Genomic DNA, 16,157 nt, shown 5'->3' on the forward strand with positions numbered 1-16,157 from the left:
AGGAGGAACCGTGACATATAAGGCGAAGATATTCACCCGCGAGCAGTTCGGCAACGTGATTGCCGCCGCCATCTACGACTACGAACACTCGCCCGCGAAATGCCTCTACACGACCAATGACACGGCAGACAAACTCTACGACCGGTACGGCACGGAAACCGAGGCGGAGGAATGAACGGAGTACAGCTTACCAACCATCTGACCGCGCAATTCAGGGCATCAGACATAAGCCGGTACGAGGCCAGAATCACCGAGGACGGCGGCTTCAGAGACTACCTGTACGCCATGAGCCTCAAACGTCTCAAACGCAAGTGCGAGAGGTACGCGAAACGTGAACGCAAGGCCATCGAATATGTCACCACACTCAAGGAGGAATCATGAGCGCGACGAACAACCAGCGTGAGATGATACTCAAATGGCATAAAGGCAAGGACGCGACACCCGAGTACACGGCGAAACTCCTCGGTTTGCCGTTGAGCGAGGTGCTGTACGTGATCGAGCATCCCGAACCGCCGAAATCACGCGCGGACGCGTGGACACCGGAATTCATCGAACCACTGGTCTGAAAAATACCGATAAACACACGCGAATACATGACTGAATTCAGCGTAAAAACACTGAATCCAACGAAAGACAAAACGAAACCCTCCACCAACAGGCGGAGGGCACGCTCACCAAAGCACCATCATAGCCGGAACGTGGAGGGTTTCAACATAATGTTCATCACCACCGAACCATGCCAATACTGCGGCAGCCGACAGGTCGAGGCACCATGGACGCTCTGCCGGGACTGCCGCCGCGTCTACGCGAAAACGCTCCACCGGCTCCGCCGCGACATGATGCTCCTGCAACAGGTGTCCCGTCACGCCTACAAGCTCGGAGAACCCGGAGCGGGCGGCAAACCGCAAGGAGGCGCGGCGCCCGCGCCCATCAACCTCCACGCGCAGGACATGCTCGACCAGATCGAGGACGGCTTGCAGGACATGTGGAACGAAACCGGCGTGGAAAGCCGTCCGAGATGGCAGACCCTGCTCAGGGACTCGCCACGACGACTGCCCGACCTATGCCGCGCCAGCCGTTCGGGACATTGGCTGACATGGCTCATCCACACCTGCGAGCGCATCGAACCGCTCGTGGACCGCAGGCCACGCACGCGCCGGATAATCGGCGTCTGCCCCGAATGCGGACGCGAGGTCATGGCCGCGAAAGGCGAATCACTGCTGCTATGCAAATGCGGCAACCCAATCAACGTGGTCGAGCTGCGCGAGCAGAGCCGAGACAAGGCCGAGGCAATCCACCTGACCAAGACCCCTGCGGGCATGAGCCAGTGGCTCAAGGACAACTACGGATACGAGGTCAGCCGCAAAGTAATCATCATGTGGATACGCCGGGGCAAACTCCCCAGCAGCAAGCCAATAGAAGGCGGATACTACGAATTCAGCATCAGGGAGATAGTCAGCATGGCAATGGCATATTCCAGCCGGCAGTAGGCTGTTGCCACCCCGTGGTATACTCCGTATCAGGATAAGTGCGAAAGCCTCTGGGACATACATCTCAGGGGCTTTACTCATACCCACCTATGCGCGTAGCTCAGCAGGTAGAGCAGCGGTCTCCAAAACCGCAGGTCGTTGGATCGAAGCCAACCGCGTATGCCACGGCTTGCGTACGGTAGAGGCCTAACCGGTCGCGCTGGGATAGCGTGACCGGGAGTAAACACCGACACTCTCTCGCGAATTCGAATCTCGCCCAAGCCACCAAACACGTCCCACACATCGGAGAACATCATGCATAAAAACGAAAAAGACGTGGATACGCGAATCGAAAAGCTCGAAACACGCATCCACGTCTTGGAAATGCAGGTCATACAACTGAAAAAAGAACTGACCTGCGACCGTCACTGAATGTCGATATCATCATCCAACCCGACACGGGATGTCAACGAATCCCCGGCTTCACCCGGAGTCGAACCGACCCATATCGTCGAATCCTGCTGTGACAGCGTGAACTCGAAATGCTCAAGCACCCCAACGACATGACTTCTGCCCGGCCCGTCGTAGGAAACCTCGCGTCCGAGATCCGCATAAACCAGATCACGAATCTTCTTCTTCATATTCACCTCCTTAGGTAGTGGATGTATATGAAATCCTAGTTACCGTCCCTTATTGCAAATTCCATAGCCTCGAGGTGATCGCAATGCCCAGCCAGCCGACAATCAACCTCCAAATCACAGACGCCCAGGGGCATGTGCTCGGCGAAATCGAGTACCTCACCGTACCGACGCGCACCACCCCCGACGGGCACATCATCGTGGACGACCTCACACCCGTCATCACGGCCTCCGCCCAAGCCTTTACCGACACATGGCAACGCCTCTGCGAGGGCACACCATGAGCCGCAACGGATACAATCCACGACAACGCAACGGGCACAGGCGCAGGCAGAACAGGGCGCGGGTCAAAGCCGCCAACACATGCTGCTACATTTGCGGCAGACCAATCGACTACACACTGAAGTCACCTGACCCGTGGAGCTACGTGCTCGACGAAACAATCCCAATCGCACGAGGCGGCACGCTCACCTACAACAACAGCGGAGCCGCACACCGATGGTGCAACCAAATCAAAGGCACGCACACATTGGAATGGGCGCGCAGGGAAGTCGCCAATATTCTCAACGGCAAAGGTAAAGGCATGCAAGCGCGACCAACTTCAATCCCATTCACCCGGCTCGACGTGTGACCCCAGGGCGGTACACCCCACCCCACCGGCAGTGGCTCCCCCCGGCGCATAGAGCCGATATCTCCCCACGGTTTCGGTAACGGTAACGCGTTACGGCATCGGCAACGATTTTTAGGAGGCGTCATGGCGAGGATTTGCACGGTGTGCGGCTCCCCGCTGCCCAAGGACGCGCGAGAGGGTGCCGAATACTGTTCCTCGAAATGCAAGCAGAAGGCGTACCGGCAGAGGAAGGCCGGCAACAGGCCTATTGAACCAAAACCGAAGGTGAAAGCGAAGCCCGCGCCGCTGCCGACGAACCGTGAGCTCGAGCGGATGATGGACGAGCCGATGGAGGACGTGCTGCGCCACACGCGCGACGTGCTGAAGAAGGCGTTGGACGATCCCGACACCCGCACATCCGACCTGCCGGCATTGAGCCGCCAGTACATCACGGTATGCCGTGAGCTCGAGGCACTGTCCGGCGGCACCGATCTGTTCGGCGACGAGTCCGTGGAATCAAGCGAGGTGGATGATGTCGGAGCGTCGATTGTCTGAGCTCGCCCGAGTGCTCTCCCAACCATCGGGCATCGTCTCCAGCGATTTCCCGAAGCTGCGGCGTGCGGCCACGCGCATGGGCATCTCCTACGACCTGTGGCAGCAGGGACTGCTGTATCTGATGCTCGGCAAACGGGAGGACGGTTTGTATGCGTGCGGCGAGGGCGGCACTGTCATATCGATATGCCGTCAGGTGGGCAAGACGTTCACCATCGGCTCCGCCGTGTTCCTCCTGTGCGCCATGCAACCCAACCTCAAGGTGCTGTGGACCGCGCACCGCACCAGAACCTCGGACGAGACGTTCCAATCGATGTGCGGCTTCGCGAAGAACAAGCTCATGGCCGGGCATGTGGAGCATATCCGGCGTGCGAACGGCCAGCAGGAGATAGCGTTCCGCAATGGTTCGCGCGTCATGTTCGGCGCTCGCGAGCAGGGCTTCGGCCGCGGCTTCGACGCGGTGGACGTGGAGATCTTCGACGAGGCGCAGATCCTCACCGTCAAGGCTTTGAACGACATGATCCCGGCCACGAACGTGAGCCCGAATCCGCTGATCGTGTTCATGGGCACACCACCGCAGCCCGGCGACCCGTCGGAAACATTCGCCGACAAAAGGCGTGACGGGCTCAAACACACGGACGGCATGCTCTACGTGGAATTCAGCGCCGACCCCGACTGCGACCCCGACGACCGCGAACAGTGGGCGAAGGCCAACCCGAGTTTCCCGAAGCGCACGTCCGAGACCGCCATCCTGCGCATGCGCAAGCTGCTCGGCGACGATGACAACTTCCGCCGCGAGGGCTTGGGCATCTGGGACGGGGAGAACAGCATTTCGGCCATAGACCCGCAGCAGTGGGAGGCCGGCAATATCGATCAGCCGGACTTGGATGGCCGGCTCGCGTTCGGTTTGGATATGCCGCCCGACCGCAGCGCCCTGGCCATCGGCATGGCCGTACGCCACGATGACGGTACGGCGCTCATCAATCTGCAGGAATACCGTGACGCGAAACAGTCGGGCACCGCGTGGGCGGTGGACTGGCTTGCGGAACGCTGGCCGAAGACCAGCGCGGTGGTCATCGACGCGCAGTCGCCGGCCATGAGCCTTTTGCCCGACCTGCAGAAACGACACATCAAAGTGATCGTCACCCAGTCACGTGATCTGGGGGCGGCGACCGGAAGGGTGCTCGACATGATCCACGCCGGAACCCTGCAGCATTTGGACGCGGAGCACCAGCCGCAACTGTCCATGGCCGCGCATGGCGTCACGTTGCGTGACATCGGCCCCAACGGGCTGAAGGCGTGGAACAAGAAAGGCTCCGACATCGACATTTCGCCGTTGCAGGCATGCACGGTCGCATTGCACGGGGCATTCGTCAGCAAACGCAAACCGGGCAGGAAGCAGAGGGTGATGGTCTGATGGTCAGCAGTGAAATCGTGACCGCCGCAGGCGGCAAACCGTTCCTCGCCAGCGAATCCCTTCCCTCCATTCGAGCTATAAAAGGCATCGATGAGGCTGATTGGGACATCATCGAGCGTCTGCTGCGGGTGTGGTTGCAGAAGCAGAACGGCAATATTCTCCGCTCGCTTTACTATTCGGCGCACGAACGGGTCAAGGATTTCGGCATCAGCATTCCCGACAAGATCAGGTCGAACGTGTCCGTGATGATTGGCTGGCCGGCCAAGGCCGTGCGCATGCTCGCCGACCTGAGCGCGTTCGAGGGCTTCAGCGTCGACGGAGGCTCTGATGAGGGCTTGGCTGCCGACGTGTCCGGCGTGTTCGAGTCGAACGCCCTGGACACCGTCGTCTCGCAGGCGGTGGTGAGCGCCTACACGCATTCATGCGCGTTCCTCACCATCAGCCGCACCATTGGCGGGGTGACCATCATTCCCCGTTCGGCGGATTGGTCGGCGGCCATATGGGATTCGGTCAACAACCGGATCGGATACGCGCTGACCATCACCGACGCCGACGAGCATGGCGTCATCACCGGTTTCAACGTGTGGCTGCCGAACCGCGTCTACGTGTGCTCGAACAGTATGGGCAAGTGGTCCGCGGAACGCCAGGATACGAATTACGGCAGGCCCACGGTGGTCTCCCTGTGCTACGACCCGCAATTGAACCGACCGTTCGGCCGTTCGCGCATCACGCGCCCGTTGATGTCCCTGACCGATATCGGCGTGCGCACCATGCTTCGAATGGAGGCGAACGCCGAATTCTATGCGGCCCCGAAACTCTGGTTCCTCGGAGCCGACCGCGACGCCTTCAGCGAAAACACGTGGAAGAGCCTGATAAGCGCCATCAACGCGATCAGCAAGGACGAGGACGGCGACGTGCCCACCCTGCAGCAGGTGCAACAGGCCTCGATGCAACCGCATTCGGACATGCTCAAGACCATCGCCATGCTGGTGGCCTCCGAGACGAACGTGCCCGTCAACGATCTGGGCATCACGATGGACAATCCCGCATCCGCCGAGGCCATGGCCGCCGCGGAACGCAAGCTCAGCCGCGAGGCTGACCGTCAGAACCGGCTGTTCTCCCGCGCCCTGAAGGACGCGGTGGGCATGGCGCTGGACTTGGATTCCACCGAGCTCGCGCGCATCACCCCGGTATGGGCACCGACCCGCGAGGTGTCGGACGCGGCCCGCGCCGACTCGTTCTCGAAGATAGCCGGCGTGCAGCCGGCGTTCGCCGAATCCGAGGTCGGCTGGCGGTACGCCGGATTCCCCCAAAGCGATGTGACACAGATCATGAATGCCGTCAATGCGAACAAGGCCGGCAGCGTGCTCGACCGATTGGTGAACGGAGGCGTCGATGACAGACAGCAGCAGCCGAACGCCCAGCCGCAACCAAGTGGACAAACTCAGCCAAGCGAACCAGTCGGTGGTGGCCCAGGCTCAGAGCGAGCTTGACAAGGTGTTCGAGACCGTCATCAACATGTATGACGATCCCGCCGACCAGCGCGACGCCCTGCTGGAGCTCGTGCCCGCCATAGCCCGCAAATACGGCAACATCGACAGCGTGGCCGCCGCCGAATGGTATGAGAAGGTGCGCCACAAGTGGATCATAGACGACGACTACACGGTAGACAGCCGCTACGACCCGGATGATGTGCCGATGAGGAAGACGGTGCGTCGTCTCGCCGGCCACCTTTGGGACGACGAAAAAAACGGCCGCGGCCCCGATTACGACGCCGCGAAACGCGGGCTGCACGCCAGCATGGACAGCTGGGTAAAGGCCGGTGGTCGCGAGACCATCATGCGCGCCTCCAAACACGACCCGTCGAAGCCCCGGTACGCACGAGTACCGTCCGGTGCGAAGACGTGCGCGTTCTGCGCCATGCTCGCCTCCCGTGGCTTTGTTTACGCTAGCGAGGACAAGGCCGGGGCGCTCGGCCAATATCATAAGGATTGCGACTGCGAGATCATTCCGAGCTGGGACAGGAAGAACCCCAAAATCGAGGGCTACGACCCGGACGGGCTGTACAGGGAGTATCTCGAGGCCCGTGATTCCATGGAATCCGAACAGCCCACGCTCAAGGAAATCATCACGGCCATGAAATCCCAGCCCGGCCGGTACAACGACTCGTTTGCGCCGTACAAAATCAGTGTCGCCAAGGAGTCGGATTTTGCCGCGACCATAGGTTCGCGGCATGTTTCGGCGTTGAACAAGCTGCTTAACGATTCCAAGCATCACGACACGGCCGAGCTCTTCTCCAGAGGCACGAACGAGTACAGGATACTCGACACGAAACTGCCCAATGACACCGAAGCCCATTTCAGCCCCTCGGATGGCGGCATATATCTGAATCTCGCCGCCGTAGGAAAACACCAGCCGGGCCACCCGCCATACAACACCCTTGTCCATGAATGCTCCCACATGCTGGATTGGATACTTGGCGACGATAAGGCCCAGATGTATTTCTCCGCGCTGTCACGCGAAGGGCAGTCCTTCGCCCTCATGCTCAGCACCGATGCGCGCCAAGCCTTCAACGAGCGTCTGGCGAAAGTCCAGGGAGGCAGCCTCAAGGCCAGACGAGAGGCCGCACTTGGGCAACTCTATATGGACGTCGCCGCGGACCTCGGAAAGAAAGGGGACCACTCCATCCACGACATGTTCCAGGCCGGCCTTGGAAGCCAAGGAGACGACTACGCCTATCTGCTTTCCCGTTTCGGGCACAGAAAAGGGTATTTCCAATCCAGCGGGAACCAGGAGGCCGAAGCGTTCGCCGAGATGATGGCGGCGCAGATAACCGATGAGCATTCATGGGAGATAATGGAGAAGTATTTCCCCAACGCCACGAAAATGTTCAACGGGATGGTCAAGGAGGCGCTGAATGGCAAAGCCCTGGAGTGACGAAGTCGATGCGCTGCTCGACGAGTACGCCCGCAGATTCCACGATATCTATTTCCACTTCGGCGAAACATATCCGGACGATGACGAAAAGCTGAAATCCGACATCCAGCATTGGCTCGATATCGGCAAACCGCGCCCATGGACGGATTTCCCCGGAGACGTTCTCATTTAAGCGAGAGCGACATTTTTTTGTGACCACCCGCACGGGTGGTTTTTTTATGCCCGAAAAGGGCCCGTCAACCCATAAGGAGAACAATCATGGCCGAAAACCAACAGTCCGGACAGGAGCCGAACGGCGAATCGCAGGACATCGACTACAAGGCCAAATACGAGGAGGCCATCGCCCATTCACGCGAATGGGAGAAGCGTGCCAAGGCCAACAAGACCGCCGCCGACGAGCTGGAACAGCTCAAGCAGTCGCAGATGAGCGACGCGGAGAAGGCCGCCGCCAAGACCGCGAAGCTCCAGAAGGAGCTCGAAGAGCTCAAGGCGGAGAAGCAGTCGAACGCATGGCGTTCGCAGGTCGCCTCCGAAACCGGACTGCCCGCGAACCTCATCACCGGCTCCACGTTGGAGGAGATGCAGGCCAACGCGAAGTCCATCAGCGAATACGTGGCCGCTCAGACCGGCAGGAAGCTCCCCGAGGTCAAGAACCCCGGCAAGCAGCCGGACGTGGCGCCGAACGACCTGCTGCAGTTCGCCTCCAACGTGTTCTCCAACTAGCAACCAACCATTTCACAGTAAGGAGCCAATATCATGGCTATTTTCGGTACCGGCGGCATCGCCGCCATGCCCAACCAGATCGCGGACGGCATCGTCGACCAGGTGCAGTCCGGCAGCGCCGTAGGCGTGCTTTCCCAGCAGAAGGCGATGCGCTTCGGCGAGACCAGCATCGTCACGTTCGAGAACCGTCCGAAGGCGGAGTTCGTGGACGAGGGCGTGCAGAAGTCCAGCACCACCGGCTCGTTCGGAGTGGTCAAGACCGCACCCCACAAGACGCAGGTCACCATGCGCTTCAACCAGGAGGTGCAGTGGGCCGACTCCGACTACCAGCTCGGCGTCATCAACAAGCTCGCCTCCGAGGGTGCCAAGGCGCTTTCCCGCGCGCTCGACCTCGGCCTGTTCTACTGCCTCAACCCGCTGACCGGCAAGCCTATCAAGTCTTGGACGAACTACCTGAACAAGACGACCAAGCGCGTGACCCGCACCGCCAGTCCGGACACCGACATCGAGACCGCCATCGGCCTGATCCTCAACGACAAGGAAGGCTGGGACGTCAACGGCATCGCCATGAGCCGCTCCTACGCCTTCGACCTCGCCACCCTGAAGGACACGCAGAAGCGCCCGCTCTACCCGGAGCTGGGCTACGGCGTGAACATGAACTCGTTCAAGGGCATTCCCGCATCGGTGACCACCACCGTCAATGCCCCGGAGTTCGTCGCGCCCTCGGCCGGAGATGACTACACGGTGCCGAAGGTCGGCGCGATCGTCGGCGACTGGAAGAACGGCATCTATTGGGGCGTGCAGCGCAATCTGCCGTTGGAGACCATCACCTACGGCGATCCGGACGGCCAGGGCGACCTGCGCCGCAACAACCAGATCGCGCTCCGACTGGAGATCGTCTACGCCTGGTACGTGTTCACCGACCGCTTCGCTGTGGTCGAGGGCAACGCACCCACCAGCAAGGCGGCCAAGTGATGAGCCAGGCAGTCGAATTCCACCACCTGACCTCAGGGGTGGCGAACACCGCCCGCCAGGCGGTCATCGAAACCCAGTTCGTCGACGATAAGGGCAAACCCATCGACCTCAATGGCGGTTCTTCCACCCCATCTGCTGGCAGCGTCACGCCGGCCAGCCTCGGCGGCTATTCCTCCGGCACCGGTCACGGCAAGGTCGTGCAGGTCAAGGCCGATGGCAGCGGCTTCGACTTCGTCGCCCCGGTCACGGCCCCGACCGCCGACACGCTTACCGGTGCCACGGATACGGGCAAGAGTCTGCTCAAGGCGACTGACGCTGCGACGGCGCGCAAGGCCATCGGTGCCGGCACCAGCTCGTTCAGCGGCTCGTACGACGATTTGACGAACAAGCCGGCGAACCCTGCCGCCTACACGCTGCCCGCCGCGACCGCTGCGGCGTTGGGCGGAGTCAAGCAGGGTGCGGCCGTACCGGACCTCGCCACCGACGCGAATACGACGACCGCGAACGCCAAGATCAACGCGCTGCTCGCCCAACTGCGTGCGGCCGGTGTGATCGCGGCCTGAGGGAGGCGCGCTCATGGCCGATGACGCTGATCCGGGCATGAACGTGCCCGCTCCCCCGTTCGCCAGCGCCGATGATCTCGCCTCCCGTTGGCATGAGCTCACCGACGCCGAACGGGCCAAGGCGGAGACGATGCTGGCCGACGCGAGCGACAAGATCATCACCGACTGCCCCAATTGGGCTCAGGCCTCGGAGACCACGCTGCGGCGTATCTGCTGCGCGATGGTCAAAAGGGCCATGCTCAACGAGGACGTCGCCGGGGTCACCCAATCCACGCAGACCGCGAACGGTTTCACCGAGGCCAACAGCTACAGCAACCCTGACGGGGATCTGTATCTGACGAAATCGGAGAAACGCTCGCTGGGTTGCGGCGTGCAACGCATGTGGAGCATCGACCTGTCCGACGGGAGCGTGAACCCATGAGACTGCATGGCGAAACCATCACCGTCACATGGCGCGTGCCGACCGGCGAGGTGGATGGGGGCAACAAGCCCGTCTGCAGGACGGAAACGGAGACCATCGACGACGTGCTGGTCAAGCCCGGAGCCGACGAGAACGCCGCCAACTCCACACGGCCGGCCGGTATCACCGCCGCGTTGACGATCGCAATACCGAGGGTCTGGACGTACCGGAGCCTCAGGAATGCGCTGGTCACCATACGCGGCCACGACTATCGGGTGATAGGCGACCCATTGCCGGTCGACGGCGGGATTACCCCCACCCGGTGGAATTTGAGCGTCGAACTGACGGATACGGAGGGATGACGCATGTCAAGCAACGTGAAACTGAATCTGCCGGCGTTCACCGCGTTCCGCCAGTCGCCGCACGTGATCGGTGCCGTCAATGCGGAGGCCGAACGGGTCGCGGCGAGGGCGAACGCGCTCGGCCACAACTCGCATGGTGGCAAACCCCAGTACGGGGTGCTGCCGGCGATCCCGTCGAACGTGGGCACCATCGCCCTCGTGCAGGCCGAGAACCATCAGGCGTTTGTCGACAACTCGGCCCACAACACGTTGGCCAAGGCTTTGGGAGGTGGCGGCTGATGGCGGTCAACGCGGAAAAACTCGTCATGGACTGGATCAACGCCGACCCGACGATCAAGGCCGAATATCCGGCCAGTTTCGACGTGCCCGCCGAATCATCGGCCACGCACCCGATGCCGTTCGTCACCGTCGAACAGGTGGGAGGCTCGGACGAACGGTTCCGTTCGCTGCCGCTTATTGCGGTGCAGGTGTGGGGCGAGTCGCGCTGGCTGGTCTCCGAAGCTGCGGCGAAACGCATCCTCCCCCGGTTGAAACGTATCACGGAACTGCCCGAGGTCGCCGCCATCGACATCACCGGCCGCACGCATTTCCCCATGCCGGACGGGCGGCCCCGTTATCAGATACTCATACGACTCACCGTCAAATCGGACGACTAACGAAAGGTCTAAATCATGGCTGATTCCACAACCAACGATTCCACCATGGTGTCGTTGGGCAAGTTCAAGGTCGGCGGCTACGCCTACTGGGCACCCGCCGGTACCACGCCGCCGACCAATGCCAGCACCGCATTGTCGAGCGCCTTCAAACTGCTCGGCTACCTGTCGGAGGATGGTCTGACCATCACGACCGACACGGACACCACCGAGGTAAAGGACGCGAACGGGCAGACCGTCATGAAGGTCATCACCAGCTACGCGGAATCCTACCAGTTCTCCATGTTGGAGGTATTGCGCGTCGAGGCCGCGAAACTGCGCTACAACGAGGACGCGGTCACTGGCAGCGACAAGAGCATGACCATCAAGCACCAGATGCCCTCCGACAATGGCTTCGTGCTCGTGTTCGAGATCGCGATGACCGGCAATGTGAAGGACCGCCTCGTGATCGGCAACGGCACGCGCGCCGAGTTCGGCGACCGACAGGTGCATGCGGGCGACGCTCAGGTGTACGACGTCACCGTGTCCGCAAACGACATGGGCAACGGGGTCACCGCCATCGAATACATCGGCGTCGCGGCCGGCGCGTCCGAGACCAGGTCAACGCCGAGGCCCTGACCGGCAAGGTCGTGGACCAGGTCAACGCCGAGGAGACCGCCGAACCCGCCGAGGAGACGCCGGCCGCCGAGTAACGGTTCTTCCCGCGTCGCGCTTCACTCGACTTCACGCGACGCGGGTCCCCATGATTTTTGAAGTCGGTTCATTTTTGGAGAAGTCATGTCACGAAAAAGCAACCGCAACCGCAACCGCAACCGCAATACAAACCATCCGGCTGTGCCACAGGATCACAGGCCCGCGCAGGACAAGCCGCGTACCATCACCGTCAAGGGCGTGGACCTGACCATCGACCCCCGGTCGTTGGACGACTGGGAGCTCATGGAATCCCTCTACGACCTGCAGTCCGACCCGCAGAACAACGCATTGAGCGTCGTGCCGTTCATGCGCCGTTTCTTCGGCGACGACTACCAGCGAGTCAAGGACGCGTTGCGCGAACCGGATACTGGCGTGATCACCGGCGATGCCATAGCCGGCTTCGTTCAGGAGCTGCTGGAGCGGCTCAACGAGACGCTCCCAAACTCCTGATGCTCGTATACCTGCTGCACGAATGCCCCGACCAGTTGGCGGCGGACATGCGGCGGGTATACGGGCTCGGCATATACGAGCTGGATCCGTTGGAAACGGCCGTGTTGGCCGTGCGCCTGCCGGCCGGCTCACTGATCTGGCAGAAACTCGACGTTCCCATGGCGTGGACGCTCGACCAGTATCTGGCGGCCGTGCGAATAGACCAGATGAACATGTGGATGTGGGGCAACAGCGACCCGAAGAAACGCGGGCCACGTCCCGAACCCCTGCCACGCCCCGGCAACGGGGCGACGGTGTCCGCGTCGAACCCATCCCAGACGGCCGACGCAGACACCGCGAAGGCGCGAACCATCAAGCCCATGGGCCTGACCCTCGACCAGCTCGAGGCGTTCATGAGAATTGACTTCACCGACAGGCCCGACGAGCTCGTCGTGCACCGCGAATAACCGAACAGAGAAAGGCATAGGACCATGGCCTACCAGCTCGCCCAGGCATACGTGCAGATCGTGCCCAGCATGAAGGGCGTGGGCAAGGCTATCGAAAGCGCGTTTGCCGGTCCATCCAAATCGGTCGGCCAGAAAGCCGGAGACACCGCCGGCGGCGGCTTCTCCAGGGGATTCTCCGCGAAGCTCGGCATGATCAGCGGCATCGCCCAAAGCGTGGCCGGCACCGTCATCCAAGGCTTCGCCGGCCTGTCCAGCCAGATCGTCGAAGCCTCCGACTCCACCCAGAAATTCGCCAGCACCCTAGGCTTCGCCGGAGTCTCCGACGCCGAGATCAGGAAACTAACCAAATCGACGCAGGACTACGCCGACAAGACCGTGTTCGGACTCTCCGACATCCGCAACACCACCGCCCAGCTCGCGGCCAACGGCGTACCCAACTACGACAAGTTGGCCGAGGCGGCGGGCAACCTCACCGCCGTGGCAGGCGGCGGGGCCGACGCATTCAAGAGCGTGGCCATGGTGCTCACGCAAACCGCAGGGGCCGGCAAGCTTACCACGGAAAACTGGAACCAGCTCTCCGACGCCATCCCCGGCGCTTCCGGCAAACTCCAGCAGGCCATGCTCCAAAACGGCGCATACACCGGCAACTTCCGCGACGCGATGGCCAATGGAGAGATCACAGCCGACGAATTCAATCAGGCGCTCATGCAGCTCGGCATGAGCGACACCGCCATACAGGCCGCCACCAGCGCCAGCACCATGGAAGGCGCGATGGGCAACCTCGAAGCAAGCGCCGTCAAACTCGGCAGCACCATGCTCGACAGCGTCAAACCAGCGCTCACCGGATTCATCGGCTGGGCGTCCGACGGCATCAGCGCCGCAACGCCGGTCATCCAAGCCGGAATCCAAGGCGTCATCGGATGGATGCAGGACCTATGGAAGGCGCTCAACGACAACGGCGCAGTCACCGCGTTCAAGTCCGCTTGGAACGCGATCAGGAACGCCATCATGGGCGTCGTCAACATGGTCATCGACTGGAGCAAACTCGCCCCTCCCGACACCCTCGCCAACGCCATCAAACTCGTCGCCGACGCCCTGAACTGGTTCGTGCAGCATGGCAACACGCTCATACCCATCATCATCGGCATCGGCACCGCGTTCGCGGCGGTCAAAGGCTATCAGGCCCTCAACAACGGGCTCACCGCGCTGACCAACACCATGAACACCGTCACGACCGCCGCTCAGGGCGTCAGCAAAGGCGTCATGCTCATGATGGACATGGGAGGCCCCATCGCCGCCATCCAGCAGCTCACGAGCAAAATGAAACTCGCCCAGGCCGCGCAGGAAGCATGGAGCGCCGTCACCAAGACCGCCACCGCCGTGCAGGGCGCGTTCAACGCCGTCATGGCCGCCACCGGCGGCCCCATCGTGTGGATAATCGGCCTCGTCGCCGCCATAGTCGCCGCATTGACATTGTTCTTCACCCAGACCGAGGTCAGCCGGCAATTATGGGCCGATTTCACCGGCTTCCTGCAGACAGCTTGGCAGAACATCACCGATTTCTTCCAGACCACGTGTCAGAACATCACGCAATGGTTCTCCAACGCGGCCGCGAACATTCAGAACGGATGGAACGCGCTGACCGCGTTCATCGGTTCGGTTCCCGGCAGGATACAGGCGTTCTTCGCAGGCATCGGCCAATGGTTCGCAAACAAGTTCAACGAGGTCCGCAACGGCATAGCCAACGGCTTCAATTCGGCGGTCTCGTTCATCGCCTCCATACCGGGCCGCATCCTCAGCGCGCTCGGCAATCTCGGAGGCCTGCTGTGGAACGCGGGCGCAAGCATCATGCAGGGCTTCCTCGACGGTCTGAAAAGCATCTGGCACAACATCACGAGCTTTGTGGGCAATATCGCCGGCTGGATCGCCGATCACAAGGGCCCGCTCCCCTACGACCGCAAGCTGCTGATTCCCGCCGGCGAGGCGATCATGGGCGGTTTCCGCAAGAGTCTGAACGCCGGCTGGCAGCAGGTGCAGGCGGACATCATGGGCATGAACGTGGGACTTTCCAACGGGTTCAAGACCCCGGCCTACGTGTATGGCGGTTCCGGCATGGACTACACGCCCAACACCGGTTCCGCGTCGAACGTGCATATCACGAACTACTATCCGCAGGCCGACCCGTGGCCCCTGTCCACGAACGACAGTCTCGACAAAATGACCGTAGGCATCTGAATGAGGAGGCGTATATGGCCGGTGTCGGCTACGCGTTGAACGGCGTCGCCCTGGATTCGCGGTACTGCCGGGTCACGCTCGGCAGCACCCTGTTCGCCGGCGTCTCCGTATCCCGCAGCAAGGTGTCCGCGCCGTTCCGGCATGGCACGATCCCCTCGGGGGTGACGCCGACGTTCGGAGAACGGTCGGCGACCCTCAAGGTGGCCGCGTTCGGGGCGGGCGCGATCGGCCATGACACGGGGCATGGCATGGATTCGAGCCGTCTGGCCCGCCTGTGCACGACGCCGTATCCGGTCCTGTCGCGCACCGTCAACGGTCAACTCCAGCAGGCGGTCGTGGAGCTCGCCAGCCTCGAGGCGGACGACGGGGGCACCGTGTTGGACAGGCTCACTCCGTTCACGGCGGTGTTCGCCATGCCTCAGGTGTGGTGGCGAGACCCGGTCGCGTATGACCGTCCGGTCGCGGCGAATGGCACGGCGTTCCTGTGGCCCGCCGCATGCCGGTGGGCGCAGCCTTATTGGACGCGGTGGGAGGTCGAGCCGAACAACAGCACGTCGCTGCTGGCGGATTTCGTGACCATGTGGATTGGTGAGCCGAACAATTCGCCGTCGCTGCTGATCCCGTTGTCGTCGGGCATACCGGATGGCATGTTCGGTGACGCGCCCGTCACCGATCCGATAATACGGCTGCCCAAGGGCGTGAGCAGCGCCTCGGTCACCGACCCCACGTCGAACACGGGCGTCATCTGGCAGGGTGCGGCCAACGCGAACGCCTACACGTATGTGGACGTGGGCAACTGCCTCGCATGGCAGTCCACGGCGGATCATCAGTGGACGCAATCTGGCACGGACGTGACCGGCGGCTTGGATTATCCGGCGGGCGGCCTGCTGCAATGCTGGCCGAACCCGGTGGACAACGGCTACCGGCTCACGTCGAAGATCACCGGCAGCGGCGAGCCATTGCTCGTGCACGTGCGCCGCGCATGGTGGTAGACCCCGTATTCCCCTTCTATGCAATTTCCGCGCCGGTTTTCA

General features: G+C 61.9%; 24 protein-coding genes and 2 tRNA genes. 25 read left to right on the forward strand and 1 reads right to left on the reverse strand.

The window, feature by feature from the left end; translation table 11 throughout:
* Nucleotides 1-10 precede the first annotated feature (10 nt).
* From BLIJ_RS09370 to BLIJ_RS14440, 6 genes are all read left to right on the forward strand, one after another.
* Nucleotides 11-175: a hypothetical protein gene (locus BLIJ_RS09370; protein ID WP_169743187.1), complete on the forward strand. Its 165-nt coding sequence runs from the start codon at nucleotides 11-13 to the stop codon at nucleotides 173-175.
* Nucleotides 172-381, forward strand: coding sequence for a hypothetical protein (locus tag BLIJ_RS09375; RefSeq protein ID WP_012578102.1), 210 nt, complete (start codon nucleotides 172-174; stop codon nucleotides 379-381). Before BLIJ_RS09370 ends, BLIJ_RS09375 begins: the two co-directional genes overlap by 4 nt.
* The gene (locus BLIJ_RS09380) at nucleotides 378-566 is read left to right on the forward strand and encodes a hypothetical protein (RefSeq protein WP_014485036.1); all 189 of its coding nucleotides are present in this window, start codon (nucleotides 378-380) and stop codon (nucleotides 564-566) included. The genes BLIJ_RS09375 and BLIJ_RS09380 overlap by 4 nt, the downstream gene beginning before the upstream one ends.
* A gap of 150 nt (nucleotides 567-716) precedes the next feature.
* Entirely contained in the window at nucleotides 717-1,490 is a 774-nt protein-coding gene (locus BLIJ_RS15070; protein ID WP_012578103.1) for a hypothetical protein, read from the forward strand.
* 89 nt (nucleotides 1,491-1,579) lie between these two features.
* Nucleotides 1,580-1,655 (forward strand) — tRNA-Trp (locus tag BLIJ_RS09390).
* 1 nt (nucleotide 1,656) lies between these two features.
* Nucleotides 1,657-1,757, forward strand: a tRNA-Pro gene (locus tag BLIJ_RS14440).
* 137 nt (nucleotides 1,758-1,894) lie between these two features.
* On the opposite strand, the gene BLIJ_RS09395 is transcribed toward BLIJ_RS14440, so the two are convergent.
* Entirely contained in the window at nucleotides 1,895-2,110 is a 216-nt protein-coding gene (locus tag BLIJ_RS09395; RefSeq protein WP_014485037.1) for a hypothetical protein, read from the reverse strand.
* An 83-nt stretch (nucleotides 2,111-2,193) separates the two neighbouring features.
* Between BLIJ_RS09395 and BLIJ_RS09400 the strand changes: the two genes are divergently transcribed.
* From BLIJ_RS09400 to BLIJ_RS09485, 19 genes are all read left to right on the forward strand, one after another.
* Complete coding sequence (locus BLIJ_RS09400) at nucleotides 2,194-2,391, forward strand: hypothetical protein (RefSeq protein WP_012578104.1); 198 nt, start codon at nucleotides 2,194-2,196, stop codon at nucleotides 2,389-2,391.
* Nucleotides 2,388-2,738: a hypothetical protein gene (locus tag BLIJ_RS14445; RefSeq protein WP_012578105.1), complete on the forward strand. Its 351-nt coding sequence runs from the start codon at nucleotides 2,388-2,390 to the stop codon at nucleotides 2,736-2,738. The genes BLIJ_RS09400 and BLIJ_RS14445 overlap by 4 nt, the downstream gene beginning before the upstream one ends.
* A 123-nt stretch (nucleotides 2,739-2,861) precedes the next feature.
* Nucleotides 2,862-3,272, forward strand: a complete 411-nt coding sequence (locus BLIJ_RS09405) for a hypothetical protein (protein ID WP_012578106.1) — start codon at nucleotides 2,862-2,864, stop codon at nucleotides 3,270-3,272.
* The gene (locus BLIJ_RS09410) at nucleotides 3,247-4,686 is read left to right on the forward strand and encodes a phage terminase family protein (protein ID WP_231837829.1); all 1,440 of its coding nucleotides are present in this window, start codon (nucleotides 3,247-3,249) and stop codon (nucleotides 4,684-4,686) included. Before BLIJ_RS09405 ends, BLIJ_RS09410 begins: the two co-directional genes overlap by 26 nt.
* A complete protein-coding gene (locus tag BLIJ_RS09415) occupies nucleotides 4,686-6,179 on the forward strand; it encodes a phage portal protein (protein ID WP_012578108.1) in 1,494 nt (497 codons plus the stop codon). Before BLIJ_RS09410 ends, BLIJ_RS09415 begins: the two co-directional genes overlap by 1 nt.
* Nucleotides 6,082-7,623 (forward strand): VG15 protein, encoded by a 1,542-nt coding sequence (locus BLIJ_RS09420; protein WP_126386340.1) that lies wholly within the window; start codon nucleotides 6,082-6,084, stop codon nucleotides 7,621-7,623. Before BLIJ_RS09415 ends, BLIJ_RS09420 begins: the two co-directional genes overlap by 98 nt.
* Nucleotides 7,604-7,795 carry a hypothetical protein gene (locus tag BLIJ_RS09425; RefSeq protein WP_014485041.1) on the forward strand — a complete coding sequence of 64 codons (192 nt, stop codon included), beginning with the start codon at nucleotides 7,604-7,606 and terminating at the stop codon, nucleotides 7,793-7,795. Before BLIJ_RS09420 ends, BLIJ_RS09425 begins: the two co-directional genes overlap by 20 nt.
* An 86-nt stretch (nucleotides 7,796-7,881) precedes the next feature.
* Complete coding sequence (locus BLIJ_RS09430) at nucleotides 7,882-8,346, forward strand: capsid assembly scaffolding protein Gp46 family protein (protein ID WP_012578110.1); 465 nt, start codon at nucleotides 7,882-7,884, stop codon at nucleotides 8,344-8,346.
* 33 nt (nucleotides 8,347-8,379) lie between these two features.
* Nucleotides 8,380-9,321 (forward strand): phage major capsid protein, encoded by a 942-nt coding sequence (locus tag BLIJ_RS09435; RefSeq protein ID WP_012578111.1) that lies wholly within the window; start codon nucleotides 8,380-8,382, stop codon nucleotides 9,319-9,321.
* Nucleotides 9,321-9,884 carry a head fiber protein gene (locus BLIJ_RS09440; protein WP_012578112.1) on the forward strand — a complete coding sequence of 188 codons (564 nt, stop codon included), beginning with the start codon at nucleotides 9,321-9,323 and terminating at the stop codon, nucleotides 9,882-9,884. The genes BLIJ_RS09435 and BLIJ_RS09440 overlap by 1 nt, the downstream gene beginning before the upstream one ends.
* A 13-nt stretch (nucleotides 9,885-9,897) precedes the next feature.
* Nucleotides 9,898-10,305, forward strand: coding sequence for a Gp19/Gp15/Gp42 family protein (locus tag BLIJ_RS09445; protein ID WP_012578113.1), 408 nt, complete (start codon nucleotides 9,898-9,900; stop codon nucleotides 10,303-10,305).
* Entirely contained in the window at nucleotides 10,302-10,646 is a 345-nt protein-coding gene (locus BLIJ_RS09450) for a hypothetical protein (RefSeq protein ID WP_012578114.1), read from the forward strand. Before BLIJ_RS09445 ends, BLIJ_RS09450 begins: the two co-directional genes overlap by 4 nt.
* 3 nt (nucleotides 10,647-10,649) lie before the next feature.
* Nucleotides 10,650-10,925: a hypothetical protein gene (locus tag BLIJ_RS09455; protein ID WP_012578115.1), complete on the forward strand. Its 276-nt coding sequence runs from the start codon at nucleotides 10,650-10,652 to the stop codon at nucleotides 10,923-10,925.
* Nucleotides 10,925-11,302: a hypothetical protein gene (locus BLIJ_RS09460; protein ID WP_012578116.1), complete on the forward strand. Its 378-nt coding sequence runs from the start codon at nucleotides 10,925-10,927 to the stop codon at nucleotides 11,300-11,302. The genes BLIJ_RS09455 and BLIJ_RS09460 overlap by 1 nt, the downstream gene beginning before the upstream one ends.
* A gap of 15 nt (nucleotides 11,303-11,317) precedes the next feature.
* A complete protein-coding gene (locus tag BLIJ_RS09465; RefSeq protein ID WP_012578117.1) occupies nucleotides 11,318-11,917 on the forward strand; it encodes a phage tail tube protein in 600 nt (199 codons plus the stop codon).
* 159 nt (nucleotides 11,918-12,076) lie between these two features.
* On the forward strand, nucleotides 12,077-12,442 hold the full coding sequence (locus tag BLIJ_RS09470; protein WP_012578118.1) for a hypothetical protein: 366 nt from the start codon (nucleotides 12,077-12,079) through the stop codon (nucleotides 12,440-12,442).
* Nucleotides 12,442-12,888 carry a hypothetical protein gene (locus BLIJ_RS09475; RefSeq protein WP_014485043.1) on the forward strand — a complete coding sequence of 149 codons (447 nt, stop codon included), beginning with the start codon at nucleotides 12,442-12,444 and terminating at the stop codon, nucleotides 12,886-12,888. Before BLIJ_RS09470 ends, BLIJ_RS09475 begins: the two co-directional genes overlap by 1 nt.
* Before the next feature lie 24 nt (nucleotides 12,889-12,912).
* A complete protein-coding gene (locus BLIJ_RS09480; RefSeq protein ID WP_012578119.1) occupies nucleotides 12,913-15,123 on the forward strand; it encodes a tape measure protein in 2,211 nt (736 codons plus the stop codon).
* 14 nt (nucleotides 15,124-15,137) lie between these two features.
* Nucleotides 15,138-16,115, forward strand: a complete 978-nt coding sequence (locus BLIJ_RS09485) for a hypothetical protein (protein WP_012578120.1) — start codon at nucleotides 15,138-15,140, stop codon at nucleotides 16,113-16,115.
* The last annotated feature ends 42 nt before the right edge of the window (nucleotides 16,116-16,157 follow it).

Origin of the sequence: Bifidobacterium longum subsp. infantis ATCC 15697 = JCM 1222 = DSM 20088, assembly GCF_000269965.1 — a bacterium.
Classification (GTDB): Bacteria; Actinomycetota; Actinomycetes; order Actinomycetales; family Bifidobacteriaceae; genus Bifidobacterium; species Bifidobacterium infantis.

Excerpts from the sequence above, each read along its gene's own strand:
- BLIJ_RS14445 (WP_012578105.1), top strand. The coding sequence starts at position 2,388 with ATGAGCCGCAACGGATACAATCCACGACAACGCAACGGGCACAGGCGC.
- BLIJ_RS09395 (WP_014485037.1), bottom strand. The coding sequence starts at position 2,110 with ATGAAGAAGAAGATTCGTGATCTGGTTTATGCGGATCTCGGACGCGAG.
- BLIJ_RS09435 (WP_012578111.1), top strand. The coding sequence starts at position 8,380 with ATGGCTATTTTCGGTACCGGCGGCATCGCCGCCATGCCCAACCAGATC.
- BLIJ_RS09420 (WP_126386340.1), top strand. The coding sequence starts at position 6,082 with ATGACAGACAGCAGCAGCCGAACGCCCAGCCGCAACCAAGTGGACAAA.
- BLIJ_RS09480 (WP_012578119.1), top strand. The coding sequence starts at position 12,913 with ATGGCCTACCAGCTCGCCCAGGCATACGTGCAGATCGTGCCCAGCATG.
- BLIJ_RS09485 (WP_012578120.1), top strand. The coding sequence starts at position 15,138 with ATGGCCGGTGTCGGCTACGCGTTGAACGGCGTCGCCCTGGATTCGCGG.
- BLIJ_RS09375 (WP_012578102.1), top strand. The coding sequence starts at position 172 with ATGAACGGAGTACAGCTTACCAACCATCTGACCGCGCAATTCAGGGCA.
- BLIJ_RS15070 (WP_012578103.1), top strand. The coding sequence starts at position 717 with ATGTTCATCACCACCGAACCATGCCAATACTGCGGCAGCCGACAGGTC.
- BLIJ_RS09470 (WP_012578118.1), top strand. The coding sequence starts at position 12,077 with ATGTCACGAAAAAGCAACCGCAACCGCAACCGCAACCGCAATACAAAC.
- BLIJ_RS09475 (WP_014485043.1), top strand. The coding sequence starts at position 12,442 with ATGCTCGTATACCTGCTGCACGAATGCCCCGACCAGTTGGCGGCGGAC.
- BLIJ_RS09425 (WP_014485041.1), top strand. The coding sequence starts at position 7,604 with ATGGCAAAGCCCTGGAGTGACGAAGTCGATGCGCTGCTCGACGAGTAC.
- BLIJ_RS09405 (WP_012578106.1), top strand. The coding sequence starts at position 2,862 with ATGGCGAGGATTTGCACGGTGTGCGGCTCCCCGCTGCCCAAGGACGCG.
- BLIJ_RS09465 (WP_012578117.1), top strand. The coding sequence starts at position 11,318 with ATGGCTGATTCCACAACCAACGATTCCACCATGGTGTCGTTGGGCAAG.
- BLIJ_RS09460 (WP_012578116.1), top strand. The coding sequence starts at position 10,925 with ATGGCGGTCAACGCGGAAAAACTCGTCATGGACTGGATCAACGCCGAC.
- BLIJ_RS09445 (WP_012578113.1), top strand. The coding sequence starts at position 9,898 with ATGGCCGATGACGCTGATCCGGGCATGAACGTGCCCGCTCCCCCGTTC.
- BLIJ_RS09400 (WP_012578104.1), top strand. The coding sequence starts at position 2,194 with ATGCCCAGCCAGCCGACAATCAACCTCCAAATCACAGACGCCCAGGGG.
- BLIJ_RS09410 (WP_231837829.1), top strand. The coding sequence starts at position 3,247 with ATGATGTCGGAGCGTCGATTGTCTGAGCTCGCCCGAGTGCTCTCCCAA.
- BLIJ_RS09440 (WP_012578112.1), top strand. The coding sequence starts at position 9,321 with ATGAGCCAGGCAGTCGAATTCCACCACCTGACCTCAGGGGTGGCGAAC.
- BLIJ_RS09450 (WP_012578114.1), top strand. The coding sequence starts at position 10,302 with ATGAGACTGCATGGCGAAACCATCACCGTCACATGGCGCGTGCCGACC.
- BLIJ_RS09430 (WP_012578110.1), top strand. The coding sequence starts at position 7,882 with ATGGCCGAAAACCAACAGTCCGGACAGGAGCCGAACGGCGAATCGCAG.
- BLIJ_RS09380 (WP_014485036.1), top strand. The coding sequence starts at position 378 with ATGAGCGCGACGAACAACCAGCGTGAGATGATACTCAAATGGCATAAA.
- BLIJ_RS09415 (WP_012578108.1), top strand. The coding sequence starts at position 4,686 with ATGGTCAGCAGTGAAATCGTGACCGCCGCAGGCGGCAAACCGTTCCTC.
- BLIJ_RS09455 (WP_012578115.1), top strand. The coding sequence starts at position 10,650 with ATGTCAAGCAACGTGAAACTGAATCTGCCGGCGTTCACCGCGTTCCGC.